The organism is Amycolatopsis endophytica (assembly GCF_013410405.1).
In the GTDB taxonomy this organism is placed as follows: Bacteria; Actinomycetota; Actinomycetes; order Mycobacteriales; family Pseudonocardiaceae; genus Amycolatopsis_E; species Amycolatopsis_E endophytica.
The window spans coordinates 206,887-221,034 of sequence record NZ_JACCFK010000002.1 but is presented as its reverse complement, the minus strand read 5'-3'; the positions used below and the strand labels follow the sequence as shown (position 1 = coordinate 221,034).

The 14,148-nt window shown below is 72.3% G+C and carries 16 protein-coding genes; 8 read left to right on the top strand and 8 right to left on the bottom strand.

Features of this window, described 5'->3' with window-relative positions; translation table 11 throughout:
• Positions 1-2 precede the first annotated feature (2 nt).
• Positions 3-1,073: a TetR/AcrR family transcriptional regulator gene (locus tag HNR02_RS26565; RefSeq protein WP_179776314.1), complete on the bottom strand. Its 1,071-nt coding sequence runs from the start codon at positions 1,071-1,073 to the stop codon at positions 3-5.
• 89 nt (positions 1,074-1,162) lie between these two features.
• Here HNR02_RS26565 and HNR02_RS26560 point away from each other — a divergent pair, with 89 nt between their 5' ends.
• A complete protein-coding gene (locus HNR02_RS26560) occupies positions 1,163-2,353 on the top strand; it encodes a cytochrome P450 family protein (protein ID WP_179776313.1) in 1,191 nt (396 codons plus the stop codon).
• Between the two features lies 1 nt (position 2,354).
• Positions 2,355-3,365: a glycosyltransferase gene (locus HNR02_RS26555; protein WP_179776312.1), complete on the top strand. Its 1,011-nt coding sequence runs from the start codon at positions 2,355-2,357 to the stop codon at positions 3,363-3,365.
• 35 nt (positions 3,366-3,400) lie between these two features.
• Here HNR02_RS26555 and HNR02_RS26550 read toward each other — a convergent pair whose 3' ends face one another.
• On the bottom strand, positions 3,401-4,012 hold the full coding sequence (locus HNR02_RS26550; protein WP_179776311.1) for a TetR/AcrR family transcriptional regulator: 612 nt from the start codon (positions 4,010-4,012) through the stop codon (positions 3,401-3,403).
• Positions 4,013-4,096: 84 nt separating this feature from the next.
• On the opposite strand from HNR02_RS26550, the gene HNR02_RS26545 reads away from it, so the two are divergent.
• Positions 4,097-5,002 carry an aldo/keto reductase gene (locus HNR02_RS26545; protein ID WP_179776310.1) on the top strand — a complete coding sequence of 302 codons (906 nt, stop codon included), beginning with the start codon at positions 4,097-4,099 and terminating at the stop codon, positions 5,000-5,002.
• A 42-nt stretch (positions 5,003-5,044) separates the two neighbouring features.
• Here the strand turns inward: HNR02_RS26545 and HNR02_RS26540 are convergent, their stop codons facing one another.
• A complete protein-coding gene (locus HNR02_RS26540) occupies positions 5,045-6,094 on the bottom strand; it encodes a coiled-coil domain-containing protein (protein WP_179776309.1) in 1,050 nt (349 codons plus the stop codon).
• Between the two features lie 91 nt (positions 6,095-6,185).
• On the opposite strand from HNR02_RS26540, the gene HNR02_RS26535 reads away from it, so the two are divergent.
• Together HNR02_RS26535 and HNR02_RS26530 are read left to right on the top strand one after the other, a co-directional pair.
• Entirely contained in the window at positions 6,186-7,310 is a 1,125-nt protein-coding gene (locus HNR02_RS26535) for a tyrosine-type recombinase/integrase (RefSeq protein ID WP_179776308.1), read from the top strand.
• 59 nt (positions 7,311-7,369) lie between these two features.
• Entirely contained in the window at positions 7,370-8,254 is an 885-nt protein-coding gene (locus HNR02_RS26530; RefSeq protein ID WP_179776307.1) for an SMP-30/gluconolactonase/LRE family protein, read from the top strand.
• A 4-nt stretch (positions 8,255-8,258) separates the two neighbouring features.
• On the opposite strand, the gene HNR02_RS26525 is transcribed toward HNR02_RS26530, so the two are convergent.
• The 3 genes from HNR02_RS26525 to HNR02_RS26515 form a co-directional block, all read right to left on the bottom strand.
• Positions 8,259-9,251 carry a HEAT repeat domain-containing protein gene (locus tag HNR02_RS26525; RefSeq protein ID WP_179776306.1) on the bottom strand — a complete coding sequence of 331 codons (993 nt, stop codon included), beginning with the start codon at positions 9,249-9,251 and terminating at the stop codon, positions 8,259-8,261.
• A complete protein-coding gene (locus HNR02_RS26520; protein WP_179777864.1) occupies positions 9,245-9,931 on the bottom strand; it encodes a HEAT repeat domain-containing protein in 687 nt (228 codons plus the stop codon). Before HNR02_RS26520 ends, HNR02_RS26525 begins: the two co-directional genes overlap by 7 nt.
• Positions 9,932-10,062: 131 nt before the next feature.
• Entirely contained in the window at positions 10,063-10,704 is a 642-nt protein-coding gene (locus tag HNR02_RS26515; RefSeq protein WP_179776305.1) for an alpha/beta fold hydrolase, read from the bottom strand.
• On the opposite strand from HNR02_RS26515, the gene HNR02_RS26510 reads away from it, so the two are divergent.
• Positions 10,703-12,139, top strand: a complete 1,437-nt coding sequence (locus HNR02_RS26510; protein ID WP_179776304.1) for an amidase — start codon at positions 10,703-10,705, stop codon at positions 12,137-12,139. The genes HNR02_RS26515 and HNR02_RS26510 overlap by 2 nt on opposite strands.
• Before the next feature lie 12 nt (positions 12,140-12,151).
• On the opposite strand, the gene HNR02_RS26505 is transcribed toward HNR02_RS26510, so the two are convergent.
• Together HNR02_RS26505 and HNR02_RS26500 are read right to left on the bottom strand one after the other, a co-directional pair.
• The gene (locus HNR02_RS26505) at positions 12,152-13,000 is read right to left on the bottom strand and encodes a patatin-like phospholipase family protein (protein ID WP_179776303.1); all 849 of its coding nucleotides are present in this window, start codon (positions 12,998-13,000) and stop codon (positions 12,152-12,154) included.
• A complete protein-coding gene (locus tag HNR02_RS26500) occupies positions 13,000-13,176 on the bottom strand; it encodes a hypothetical protein (protein WP_179776302.1) in 177 nt (58 codons plus the stop codon). Before HNR02_RS26500 ends, HNR02_RS26505 begins: the two co-directional genes overlap by 1 nt.
• Before the next feature lie 25 nt (positions 13,177-13,201).
• Between HNR02_RS26500 and HNR02_RS26495 the strand changes: the two genes are divergently transcribed.
• A complete protein-coding gene (locus HNR02_RS26495) occupies positions 13,202-13,732 on the top strand; it encodes a CGNR zinc finger domain-containing protein (RefSeq protein WP_179776301.1) in 531 nt (176 codons plus the stop codon).
• A gap of 21 nt (positions 13,733-13,753) precedes the next feature.
• Positions 13,754-14,143 (top strand): MerR family transcriptional regulator, encoded by a 390-nt coding sequence (locus HNR02_RS26490; RefSeq protein WP_179776300.1) that lies wholly within the window; start codon positions 13,754-13,756, stop codon positions 14,141-14,143.
• The last annotated feature ends 5 nt before the right edge of the window (positions 14,144-14,148 follow it).

Genomic DNA, 14,148 nt, shown 5'->3' with positions numbered 1-14,148 from the left:
GACTATGCGGACGCGGCGGCGTGGCAGGCGCCGTAGCCGTCGGCACGAGCGGTGATCCGGCCGTCGTGAATGCGGACAGCGGTTTCGGTGGCGTCGCTGACCGCGGGCACTCCCGCGGCTGCGGCGAGGTCTCCGGATTCGTCGTGGATGATCTGGAGGCGGGGCCAGGCTGATGGCGCGACGGCGGCCCTGAGCGAGTTGCGCAGGTCGGTGACGATCAGGCGAACGAGGGGGCCGAGTTCGCCGGGGTTGCTGGTGACCAGGACCGCGGTTACCGCGGCGGTGGGCGGAGCGGCGCGCAGCGCTTCTTCGATGGCGGCCAGCCGATGCAGACCGAGCACGGCGAGGACACCATCGTCGTCCAGGTGGGCCGGCTCGTCGCGTAGTGCGTCGGTCAAGGCCGGCGGCGTCCATGGCTGGTCGGTGGGGCGCGCGGGAGAAATGTGCGGCAGGTGGGCGGGCTGCCACGTGTCGTCGAGGTCGAGTTCGGCGAGTTGTTCGCAGGCGCGGACGACGGCGAAGGGCTCGCCGAATCCGGGCGCGGCCGCGGCGAGCTGGCCGGCTCCGTGCAGGGTCGTCAAGGCGATCTCGGCCACCTGGACCATGCGGGACGCGGTTCGTTTCGAGGATGGCAACTGTTCCAGGCACAGTCCGAGCAGGATCGCGCTGAGGCACGTCAACTGCGAGAACGGTTGGTTGACTCGTTCGTCGGACACGATCTCGGGAAGGAGGTCCCGGCCCAGCCTGCTCGCGCTGCGCCGGTCTTCGCCGGCCAGTGGGAGCCGGGCCATCCAGGCACGTGCGAAGTCTCCGAGTGCGTCGGTGGCGGTCCTGGCGGTCGGCGGGTAGCGCGAACCGGATGTCCGCGCGGCTTCCTGCGCCAGGACGGCGAAGTAGAGGGCCCGCTTGCTCGGGAAGTTGGAGTAGACGGCGCCACGGGTCAGCTCGGCCCGTTCGGCGATCTGGTCGATCTTGGCGTCACGGAAGCCCCGCTCGGCGAGTTCATCGCGGGCGGCGGCCAGCACCTTGGCTCGGTTGTGTTCCTGCATCTGTGCCCTGCTGAGCCGGACCATCGCGCCCCTCCGTTGCCCTGCCTTCCGGAAGTAGGATACTGTCCCCATTCAGATATTTTCAACATCTGACAACATCATGTGGAGTTGACGTGGTGGAGATCCCCGAAATCGACCTCTCCGATCCCGCCGTCCTGCGGGACCCTTTCACCGCGTACGGACGGGCGCGCGAACGTGGCCCGCTGGCGCGCCTGGTCACACCGGGGTTCGGCGCGATGTGGGCGGTCACCCGGTACGAGGACGCGAAGGCGGTGCTGACCGACCCTCGGTTCGAGCTCAACGCAGGCAGCTACGCCCAGCGACCGGATGTGCCCGCGCACTGCCTGAAGTACATGCGGACCATGCAGGAAATGGACGGGCCCGAGCACGCCCGGTTGCGGCGGCTGGTCTCGCCATCGTTCACCGCCCGGCGCGCCGCGGAATTCCGGCCGCGCATCACGCGCATCGTCGAGGCCCTCCTCGACGAACTGGTCCAGGAAGCCGACGAGGGCACGGTGGATCTGCTGGCACACTTCGCCCGGCCGCTGCCCATCGACGTGATCTGCGAACTCGTGGGCATCCCGCCCGAGCACCGGGACACCTGGCGCACCCACGGCGCCGCCGTCGCCGCCGGACACGGGCCCGCGTTCGCGCAGGCCATCCCCGCCATCATGCGCGACGCGGTGGCAGCCGTCGCTCGCCGCACGCGCGAGCCCGGCGCGGACCTGCTCTCCGAACTGATCGGCATCCACGCCGACGACGAGGACCGGCTCAGCGAGACCGAACTGGTCACCCTCGTCTGGCACCTCGTCCTCGCCGGAGGGACCCCGACCAACCTCGTCGCCAACGCTGTCGAGACCCTGCTCGCTCACCCCGGCCAACTCGCCGCACTGCGCACCGACGAAAGCCTCATGCCCGGGGCCGTCGAGGAACTGACCCGCTGGTGCGGACCTCAACTACTGAGCCTGCCCCGCTACGCCCGCGAGGACACCGACATCGCCGGAACGCCCATCGGCAAGGGAGAACCCGTCACCGCCGCGCTTGCCGCCGCCAACCGCGACCCCCGCGTCTTCACCAACGCCGACCACCTCGACCTGCGCCGCCCAGCAGGCCGGCCGACACACCTGGGATACGCCCACGGGCCACACTTCTGCCTCGGCGCCGCGCTGGCACGCGTCCAGACCGAGGCCGCACTCACCGCACTGCTGCGCCGCTTCCCCGCCCTCGCGCTCGCCGACGGTGGCGCCCAGCGCGCCCCGGACCCCGGAACCTGGCGCCTCACCGCACTGGTCGTGACCGTTTGACATGCGCGTACTCTTCGCCAGCCTGGCCTCGGTCGGCCATACCTACCCGCTGATCCCGCTCGCGATCGCCGTCCGGGATGCCGGGCACGAGGTGCATTTCGCCGCCGGCGAGAACGTCCACGCACCGCTGCTCAGGAATGAACTCCGGCCCTTTCGTCCCGCGGATTCGTTCTACGAGATCTACGCCGAGGATCTCGAACCGGAACTGGCACGGTTACGGCCCGACCTCGTCGTGCATGAATGGGGACTACCGGGGGCCGCCCTCGCCGCGCACCGCGCCGGGATTCCCGGCCTCTGGCACGGGTTCGGCCGCATGATTCCCGAAGGAATCGGACTCCAGCCACCCACGTCGGCCACCGGAGCCCCCGATCGGCCACACCTCGACATCTGCCCACCGTCCTTGCAGGACAAGGACTTTCTCGCGACGGCCGAACGCATCGAACTGCGTCCCGTTCCCTATTCCGAACCGGCACTGCCCGCGTGGCCCGTCGATCGTGCTTCGCGACCACTGATCTACCTGACGCTCGGCACCGCATTCGGCACCCCAGAGGTGCTGACCACGGCCATCCACGGCCTGACGGCACTCGACGCGCACGTCGTGGTCGCCACCGGCCGGGTGCCCCCGGATCAGCTCGGCACTGTGCCGGACAACGTCACGGTCCGGCCCTGGGTGCCGCAAGCGGACCTGCTGCCGCACGCCGATGTGATCGTGCATCACGGCGGCAGCGGTACCGCCCTCGGCGCGCTGACCGTCGGCGCCCCGCAGCTGATCCTGCCCCAGGGAGCCGACCAGTTCGCCAACGCCGAAGCGCTCAGCGACGCGGGCGCCGCACTGCGCCTCCTGCCGGATGAGGTGAGCACGGAAGCCATCACCGAACACGCCCGGAAGCTGTTGCCACACCACGGAAACACCGGGCACCGCGACGCGGCCCGCGCGATCGCCGAGGAGATCGCCGGCATGCCCTCGCCGGACGAGATCGCCCACCACCTGCCGAAATGGGCGGATGGATGAATCGCCGATCCGGATGGGCGGGCTCACCGGGTCTGTCAGGTTTTCGGCGGGCAGTCGTCCGTCGAAGGTGATCTCGAAGGCGTCACCGCCGGTCGCAGCGCGTCGACGATCAGGTCGAACAGCCTGCCGACCTGGTTCGGCGGGCTGTCGGCCGTCGTGACGAGCAGCGTGCCGAGCAGCAGCGTGGTGACGTCGAGGGCCTCGACGTCGTCGCGGAACTCCCCCGTGCGCGCCCCCTCGGCCAGGATCGCGCCGATCGCCGTGGTGATGCGCTCCCGGGTGGTGGTCGTCGAGATGGCACCCGAGGCCCACCCGGCGCGCAACGTGTCGAGCATTCCGCGCTTGGTCGCGACGAACGCCGCGTAGCGCGCCATCCACGCCCGCAGCGCGGCTTCCGGTGGCTGTTCGCGCAGCAGCGACTCGGCGAGGGCGGTCACTTCGTCGAGTTCGGCGGCGTAGACGGCCTCCACCAGTGCCTCGCGCGTCGGGAAATGGCGGTAGAGCGTGCCGATCCCGACCCCGGCCGCGCGGGCGATGGCTTCCAGCGAGACCGGTCCCTCGGCGGAGGTGAACACGTCCCGCGCGACGCTGAGGAGCTTTTCCCGGTTGCGCCGGGCGTCGGCGCGGCCCGGACGGGGCGAACTCAAAGCGGAGGCACCTCCGGTTGTGCTACGGTGAGTCTAACGGAGGGTCCTCCGTTTCTTTCATCATCTCACGAGGACAGGACTTCCATGACTCAGACTCGCCCCGGCGGCACCGGTCCGCTCGCCGGCCACACCGTCTCCCGGGTCGGATTCGGCGCCATGCAGCTCGAACGCCTGCACGACGACCGCGCCGCCGCCATCGCACTCCTGCGCCGCGCGGTCGAACTCGGCGTCGACCACGTCGACACCGCCCAGTTCTACGACAACGGCTTCGTCAACTCCGTCCTCGGCGAGGCGCTGCGGCCCGAAGACGACGTCCTCGTCGTCAGCAAGGTCGGCGCCGAGTCCAACCCCGGCGGTGCCGTCCCGCTGCGCGCCGCGCAACGGCCCGAGCAGCTGCGCGCGAGCGTCGAGGACAACCTGGCCAGCCTCGGCCTCGACCGGATTCCCGTGGTCAACCTGCGTCGCCTCGACGTCGGCCCCGGCGTGCGGGCCGAAGGCGACCAGGTGGTCGACCTCGACGACCAGCTCGCGGTGATGACCGCCCTGCGCGACGAAGGCAAGATCGGCGCGATCGGGCTCAGCGCCGTCACCCTCGACGGGCTGCGTCACGCGCTCCCGGCCGGGATCGCCTGCGTGCAGAACTCCTACAGCCTCGTGGCCCGCGACAACGAGGACATGGTGCGGCTGTGCGCGGCCGAAGGTATCGCCTGGGTGCCCTTCTTCCCGCTGGGCGGCGCCTTCCCCGGTATGCCGAAGGTGGCCGACGAGCCCGCCGTGATCGACGCCGCGAAGGCCCTGGACGCCACCCCCGCGCAGGTCGGTCTCGCGTGGCTGCTGCACCACTCCCCGAACGTGCACCTCATCCCCGGCACCGCGAGCATCGACCACCTGGAGGCCAACATCGCCGCGGGCTCGCTCGTGCTCGACGAAGCCACCCTCGCCTCCCTGGACGCCGTGCCGACCAGGGCACAGGAAATCCCGCTCGGCTAAACGCCGGGACCTGCCGGGCGGCTCCTGACCACCCGGTTGCGACTACTCGGCACCCTCACCGGCCGAGCCTTGCGCCGGTGCGGCCGATGGTTGCGGCTGCTCGGCGGGCGGCGCCGGGCGCGTGGCCAGCACGTGTTCCAGGCGTGCCTGCGTCTGGGTCAGCTCGCCCCGGACGGCCGTGACGTTCCCTTCGGCGGCCTCGGCCCGCGCCTGGGCGACCTGCCGCGCGGTCTGTTCCTCTGCCAGGCGCCGGTGGGCCTCGTCGCGTTCGGAGCGGTGCTGCTCAGCCGTCTCGCGGGCCGCCGATGCCTCGTGCTTGGCGTGCTCGGCCGAGCGGTCCGCCGCGGTGAGCTGCGTGCGCGCCGCGGCGAGACGTTCCGCCAGGACAGCCAGCTCGGTGGTGCTTTCGCGCAGCTGAGCACGGGTTCCGTCCAGCTCGTGGCGGAGGTTTTCGCGGTCCTCCCGTAACTGATCGAGTTGCGTCTGCGCGGCCCGCACCATGCCGGCCATTTCGTCACGTGACTGCACCGCCGCGGTCCGGGCCGACTCCGCCGCGCCCTTGGCCCGCTCGTGGTCGGCCACTGTCGCCCACGCCTCGCGCCGCACCCGCTCCGATTCGGCCGCCGCCTTCTCGGCGGCCTTCTCCGCCGCGGCGCGCGCCGCCTGGTCCTCTCGCGACTGCACCAGCGCCCGATCCCGTTCCCGCACGGCCTGATCCGCCCGCCGGGCGGACTCCTCCGCCTCGGCCCGCGCTGCGCGCGCGTCGTCTTCGGCCTGCCTGACCTGCGCCAGCGCGCCCTCCTCCGCTGCCGCGAGCCGGGATCGCATGGCCGTCAACGCCTCCAGAAGCGGCGCCACCACCGGCTCCAGCGCTTCGGTCACCCGCCGCAACTCCGTCAACGGCTCCACGGTCGCCGCCGTCTGCAGCGCCCGCCGCGCACGGGAGGCCGCGTCCGCGTGCGTCTTCGAGCAGTACGACGAGGGCCGGCCGCCCTTGCGCCGCCCGTTCTCGTCCACCGCTGGAGCCGGCAAAGGGTTCTCGCAGCCGTCCAGAGCGCAGATCGCGCCCTCCACCAGGTCATCCGTCACCATCTGAGTATCGCGTACGCGGAAGCGAAAGTAGATAAGCGACACGCGAAACTGCTCAACAGTGTCGTTATGCGGATCGGTGATAATGCCAGTTATGACCGACCCCGCCGCCCTGGAGGCGACGACGCGAGCCCTGACCGTCCGCGCGGACTCCCCGGCGACCCTCCGGGAGACGCTCGCGAGCGCCGTGGACCTGCTGCCGGCACTCCCTCCGGCCGACCCCCTGGACCGCTACGCGATTCGTCACGTGACGGTGCTGTGGCTGGAGACGGACAAGACCGAGCACACCCGCCGCGCCTACTACGCGGACCTCGCCGCCTGGCTGTCCTGGTGCGACCGCACCGGACTCGACCCCCTGCACGCGCGCCGGGCGGACGTGGACGCGTGGAAGAACGGCCTCACGGTCACCGCGCGGGACGGCACCGTGCGGCCCGCCTCAGCCTCGACCGTCGGGCGCACCTTGGCCGGAGTGTCGAGCTGGTACCGCTATCTCCAGTCCAACGACCTCACCGAGCGCAACCCGGTCGCCGCCGTCAACCGCCCGAAAACCGGCAAGCGGCCACCGCTGCCCGCGCTCGACCGCGACTCCGCCGCCGCACTGCTCAACCACGTCGAAGACCGCGCCCAGCGCAACGGCACCGAAGCCTCGTGGCGGGACGCGGCCGTGGTCGCGCTGCTCTTCTACACCGGCGTCCGGGTCTCGGCCGTCACCACGGCGCAGATCGGCGACCTCGACAGCGACGCCGGGCACACGATCCTGCGCTACACCGGCAAGGGCGGCCACCGCGACTTCGTGCCCCTCGTGCCGGCCGCCCTGCACCCGCTGCGCCGCTACCTCGAACTGCGGGCCGCGCGCACCGGCACCGGTCTGGACCGCTTGCGGGGGCCACTCGTCGCGACCACCCCACATCCGCACGATCCCGCCAAACCGGGTGGGAAAGCGCTCTCCCAGCGCCACGTCTGGCACCTGCTGCGGGAACGGGCCGAAGCCGCGGGCCTCGCCGCCGCGGCCACGATCAGCCCGCACACCGCCCGGCGCACCACCGGCACGCTCCTGCTCGCCCACGACGTGCCGGTGCAGAAGGTGCAGGACCTGCTGGGACACGCGGACATCCGCACCACCCGCGACCACTACGACGCGCACCGGCACAAGCTGGAAACCTCCCCGGTGCACACCCTGGCGCAGCTGCTCGCCGATGCCCGCCACCGCCTTCCTTGACACCGCACGGGCGGCTTTGGCTACGGTCGACTCACCACGGGCCAGGGAGCGGAGGCACGGTGACGACAACGGTTCTGGACGGCTTTTCCTACCTCGAATGCCCGCGCTGGCACGAGGGACGGATCTTCTTTTCCGACTTCTATACCCACCTCGTGCACTCCTGCACCGAGGACGGTTCCGATCTGCGCGTCGAGGCGGAGGTGCCGCAGCAGCCGTCCGGGCTCGGCTGGCTGCCCGACGGGCGTCTGCTGATCGTGTCGATGCGCGACGGGCTGCTACTGCGCCGCGAACCCGAGGGCACGCTCGTCACCCACGCCGACCTGTCGGCGCACCTGACCGGCCACGCCAACGACATGGTCGTCGACGCCCAGGGCCGCGCCTACGTCGGCAACTTCGGGTTCGACCTCATGCACAACGCCCCGGTCGCCCCGGCCGCTCTCGTGCGCGCCGATCCCGACGGCACGGTCACCCGGGTCGCGGAGGACCTGCTGTTCCCCAACGGCAGCGTGATCACCGACGACGGCGTGCTGCTGGTCGACGAAACCTTCGCCAACCGGGTCACCGCCTTCGACCTCGCCGCCGATGGCTCGCTGACCAACCGGCGCGTGTGGGCGGCGTTCGGCGAGCCGCCCACCGAGCGGGACATGGACAAGGCGCTGCCGCAGCTCGTGATCGCCCCCGACGGCTGCTGCCTCGACGCCGAGGGCGCGCTGTGGATCGCCGACGGCATCGGCGGACGTCTCGTGCGGGTCCGGGAGGGCGGCGAAATCGTCGACGAGATCCGGCCCGGCACCGGGGTGTTCGCGTGCATGCTGGGCGGCGCCGACGGCCGCACCCTGTACGCGTGCGCGGCGCCGGACTTCAACGAGCACGCCCGCAAGAACGTGCGCGAAGCCAGCCTGCTCGCCTTCCGGGTCGACGTGCCCCACGCGGGCCGCCCCTGACCGCTCAGTCCTCGGCCCGCGGTTCGAGCGCGCGGGCGATGAGGGCGACCGCCGGGTCGCCGTCGCGGGTCAGCTGCATCAGCAGGTCCGCGCCGAGCGCGTCCGGCAGTTCGGCGAGCGCCTGGGCCAGGCGGATCCGCACCGCGGAGTCCGCGGCGAGTTCACCGCCCAGCGCGCTCACGATCTCCGCGGCGCGACCGGGGCCCAGGGACAGCGCGCCCAGGACCTCGGCCGCCTCGACGTCGTTGGCGCCCTCGACCACCATGGTGACGAGTACCGGCACGGCCGCGGCGACGCCACGCCTGCCCGAGGCCAGCGCGGCGTGCCGCCGGACCGTGAGATCCGGGTCGCCGAGCGCGTCGGCGAGCATCGTGGTCGCCTCGTCGCCGGGCATCTCGCCGACGGCCAGGACCGCGCGCCGCCGGACGTCGGGGTCGTCCGACCGCAGCCCGGCGGCCAGGCTCGCCGCACCGTCGCCGCCCGCCCGCGCGAGCGCCCACCGCAGGGCGCCCGCGACGTTCGGATCGGATTCGGCGAGGACGGCCGCGGCCAGCACCTCGGCGGGGACCGGCACGTCCTCGGCCGGGGCCAGGACGGCCCGCTGCCGGTGGGCCGGGCTGGGCGAGTTCAGCCCGTGCAGCAGCTCGACGATGCGCAGGACGTCCGGCCAGCCCGAGGGCTCCGACGCGTCCACGGTGCGCAGCCGATCGAGGAGCTCCTGCTCCCGCCGCAGCCTGTCCTCGCTCCGCCGGATGAGGTCGGCGACCAGCACGGGCGGCGCGAAAGCCGGGTCCTCCAGCGCCCGCCCGATCTGCCGCAGCGACAACCCCAGCGACCGCAGGCTCTCCACGTGGAAGATCCGGCGGATGTCCTCGTCGGAGTACTCGCGGTAACCGCCGACGGTGCGGCCGGTGGGCCGCACCAGTCCGAGGGTGTCGTAATGCCGCAGCATCCGCGTGCTCACGCCCGAGCGGCGGGCCACCTCGCCGATCAGCACGCCGCTCCCCCGACCCGTTCCGGACCGAGCGCGGCGATGCGCTTCGCCTCCTCGACCGCCGCGTCGAACCCGGCTTCCGGGTCGTGCAGAAGCCGCTGCGTGGCACGGGCATGCACCCGCACCGCCGGGTCGGCACTGGCCCCTCCGGACCGCACGGCAGGCTCGATCACGTCCCCGAGCGCGACGAGCGCGCGGGACAGGCTCAGCTGCACGTCCCGGTCGCCGCGGCCGAGCTGGGCGGCCAGGTCGGCGGCCAGCCCGTCCCGCTGTCCGGCGGGAACGAGGACGACGGCGGCCCGCCACGCACTCCGCGCGACCTCGTCGTCGGCGTCGTGCAGCAGTGACCGGGTGATCGCGGGCCACACGCTCCGGTCCCCGATCTTCGACAACGTGTGCAGGGCCTGACTACGCGCCTGGGCAGTCGCCGACCGCAGCTGCGCGCGGAGCCTGGGCACCGTGACCTCCGGCGGGAGGCGGGTCAGCGCCCAGGTCAGCATGTCGCGCACGAAGAAGTCCGGCTCGACCGCGCACCGTGCCACGAGCACCTCGGCGAAGCCCGGGTCGGGGCATGTGCCCGCCGCCAGCGCGGCCTGCAGCCGTGTCGAGGAGTTCCCGGCTCGCAGGGCGTCGAGCAGCCTGGTGTCCTGTGGGTTCCGGTGTGTCGCGTTCAAGGGAACCACCTCCTGCGCCCCAGTCAAGACCTTGTCACAGTGTCAAGGTCAAGCGCGAGATCACCCGGCCGTGCAGTAGTGGCCCTCGCCGAGCGCGGCAGTCGCCGCCGGGGCGTACGTCAACGGCGCCATCCGCGGCCTCACGGCGTGGTTGCGGCGTCACCTCCCGGGCTGACCCCCTCGGCCGCCGCGGCGAGCAGGCCGGCGAGCAGGCCGGCGAGTTCGGCCGGCCTGGTGAACATGGGCCAGTGACCGGAATCGAGGTCGGCGTAGTCGAGGTGGCGGCACTTCGCGAGCTCGGGCACGTCACCGGCGCTGACCCACTCCCGTGCCTCGGCCGGGCTGAACTCGGGGCACACGACCACGACCGGCACGTCGAAGCGCCGCTCGTCCCTCAGCCGCACCACACCCGTGGCGACACCGCCGGGCACGGGCACCGCGGCCGCGGCGATCGCGTCGCGGGCCTGCTCGTCGAGGCCGGCCGAGTCCGGCCCCTGGAACGGGCCCCAGCCGGGAAAGGGCATCACGCCGTCCCGCAGCTCGAAGAAATCGGCGTAGGGCCTGCCGTCGACGGCCGGGAACCCGCCGACGAAAACCGCTTTCGCGATCTTGCCCGGACGCGCGTCGGCGGCCAGCCACGCCAGGCTGCACGCCGCCGAGTGCCCGACTACCACGGGCTTCCCCGACGCCGAGTCCACGGCGGCGAGCACGGCCTGGCTTTTGTCCGTTGTGCAAACCGGCATTTTATGGCCTCGTCCCGGCGCGGATACGGTCGATTTCATGGAATGGACTGTGCTGGCGGCCGAAGAACTCGTGGCCGCCTTGAATGCCGGTGCGGTGACGTCGGTGGAGCTGACCGACGAGGCGATCGCCCGTATCGAGCGGGACGACAAGGTGATCAACGCGATCTGCGTGCCGGACTTCGACCGGGCCCGGGCCGCGGCGCGGCGGGCCGACCAGGCACGCGCCCGCGGCGAGGACCGGCCGCTGCTCGGGGTTCCGGTGACGGTCAAGGAGTCCTACGACATCGCTGGGCTGCCCACGACCTGGGGCATGCCGTGGCACCGCGACCATGTGCCGTCCGAGGACGCGGTACAGGTGTCGCGGATCAAGGCCGCCGGCGCGGTGGTGCTGGGCAAGACGAACGTGCCCTTGGGCCTGCAGGACATCCAGACCTTCAACGAAATCCACGGCACCACCACCAATCCGTGGGATCCCGATCGCACGGCGGGCGGCTCCTCCGGCGGATCAGCGGCGGCCCTGGTGGCCGGATTCGGCGCACTGTCCCTCGGCTCCGACCTCTCCGGCTCACTGCGCACTCCCGCGCATTTCTGCGGCATCTACGCGCACAAGCCGACACTCGGTCTGGCGGCGAGCCGCGGCATGGTCGCGCCGCCAGGGCCGGCACTTCCGGTCGAGCACGACCTCGCCGTCGTCGGTCCGATGGCCCGCACCGCCCGCGACCTCACGCTCCTGCTCGACGTCATGGCCGGACCGGACCCGCTGACATCCGGCAAGGCGCACCACGTGAGGTTGCCGCCCGCGCGCCACCAGCGGCTCAGCGACTTCCGGGTCCTTCTCCTCGACCAGCATCCACTCATCCCGACCGGGGCCGCCGTGCGGGCCGGCGTGAACCGGGTGGCCGACGCGCTTGCCGACGGCGGCGCCCGCGTCGAACGGCACACTCCGCTGCTGCCCGACCTCGCCGACGCGGCGACGCTCTTCATGCAGCTGCTGATTTCGGGGGCGGTCGCGCGCTTTCCCACCGGACCGGATCGCGCCGCCGGCCTGAGCGCGGACGAGGAGAGCCTCGACGCCGTGCGGCGGCGCGCCACGGCGTTCAGCCACCGCGACTGGCTCGAGGCGAACCACCGTCGCGAACTCCACCGCCACGGCTGGCGGCAGCTGTTCGCCGGGTTCGACGCCGTGGTGTGCCCGATCACGCCGACCCCCGCGTTCCCGCACGACCACCACCCCAACCCGCTGGAACGTGGCATCGACATCGACGGCGCCGAATACCCGTACTTCGACCAGCTCGTCTGGGCCGGTCTGGCCACCATGCCCGGCCTGCCCGCCACCGCCATCCCGGCCGGCCGGTCCCCCGAGGGCCTGCCGGTCGGAGTGCAGCTCATCGGTCCGGCGTTCGAGGACCGCACCCCGCTGCGACTGGCCGAACTGCTGGAGGAGAAGATCGGCGGCTTCCGGGCACCGAGGTAGACCGCGCCGCCGCTACCGGTCCCCGTGACCCCACAGCACGGCGACCTCGGCAGCGGCGCGGGCGCCCTGGCCGTGACCGGCGTGTGCCGCTGCTTCGCGCACCGCCGGGTCCAGCGGGTTCGGCCCGATCGCCTCGATCGCCGCCGCGTCCGGTTTGACCACCAGGACGTGCGCACCGTCCTCGCGCAGCTCGGCGACCTGGACGGCGAGGTCGGTGTTGCCGGGAACCTCCATCGCCTGCAGCACCAGCACCCGGTCGAAACCCGCGGCCAGGTCGGCGTTCTCCGCCGAGCGCACCCCGCCGTCGATGTAGCGGGCATCGTGGATCGTCACCGGCGGCCAGGTGCCCGGCACCGCGCAGCTCGCCGCGACCGCGTCCACCAGCGACACCCCGGACTCCGCCGTGAACACCCGTTCCGCGCCGGAGACCGCGTCCACCGCGACGATGTGCAGACCGGCCGCGGGCCAGTCGTGGACCGGCAGGCGCGCCTCGATCACCTTGATCCGCTCGGCCTCGGTGACCGTGCGCGCCGACAGCGCCAGCTCACCGATCCGGCGTCGCGCGGCAGCGGGGTCGGCGGCGGCGGGCACGTTCTCGCCGAACAGTTCCGCCAGCACGTCGGCGTCCACCTCGGCGGGGATCTCCGGGGCCTGCAGCGCCGGGTCGACCTGCCGCCGGAACAGGTCGGCCAGCGCGGTCCCGCTGGTGATCTGCGCGGCCACCGTGGAGCCCGCCGAGGTGCCGACGAACCGGTCCGCGGCGAGAACGTCCACTCCGGACTCCGACAAACCGTGCAGCAGACCGGTTTCCCACGCTATTCCGGCCACACCGCCACCGCCGAGCACCACCGCACGCGTCATCACCCGATCTTAGGCCCCCGCGTCGCCCCGGTGAGCGTGCCGTTGACGACCAGCAGCCACGTTCCGCACACGCACCGGCGGTAGTCCACGCGGCCCGCCGACGCCGGATGACTCGAACCGCTCCGCTGCAGTTCGGTCAGGGGCCACTGACATCTCGGGCAGCGTTCGTCGTCCATGACCCCAGCGTGCTGTAATGGCTTTGTGCATTTCAACCCTTACGGCGGCGCCGGCGCCCAGGCCGCCGCCGGTCTGGCCAACATGCCCGGCGCGTCCGCCGCCGATCTGGTGCGGATGATGCGGGCCGCGGGCATGTCACTGACCCGGCTCAGCGCCGCCGAGGCCGCCGGGACGCGGGAGTGGGGGCACCGCCTGCGGGAGGTCTTCGCCGAGCCCGACCCGGACCGCCGGATCGACCTGGTCAACGCCCTGCTGGCGGAGTCCGCGTGCCGCCCGTTCATCTCCCGCCACGACGGCCTCCCGGCGCACCTGCACTACGCCTACGAGGAGGATGACCGGGGCCGCCGGGTCCGCGCCTACACCGCGGGCGGACTGGCCCACCTGCTGTGCGAGGACGGCGGCAGGATGGGGGTGTGTGCCAGCGCGGACTGCGACACCGTGTTCGTCGACACCTCCCGCAACGGGCGGCGGCGCTTCTGCTCCACCCGCTGCGCCACGCGTGTGCACGTGGCGCGGCACCGCGCCCGCGCGTCCGGAGACGGCGGGGAGGGGTGAGAAGGGCGTAGGCTCGCAGGAATGCGGATCGGTGAACTGTCCCGGCGCACGGGCGTGAGTCCGCGCTCACTGCGGTACTACGAAGAACAGGGCCTGCTGACCAGCTCCCGCTCCGAGACCGGGCAGCGTCACTATTCCGACGCCGAGGTCGAGCGCGTGTCGCTCATCCAGCAGCTGTTCGACGCGGGCCTGTCCAGCCGGGTGATCGCGACCGTACTGCCGTGCGTGGAGACCCCCGGCGACCGCAACGTCGTCGAGCTGGCCTTCGCGGCGATGACGCGCGAGCGCGACCGGATCGACGCCGACATCGCGCACCTGATCGAGACCCGCGATGCGCTCGACTCGCTCATCAGGGCCAACAGCAGGCATCAGACGACACTGACGGCCGGCCCGGTGCCGACGCGCGCCTGACGCTG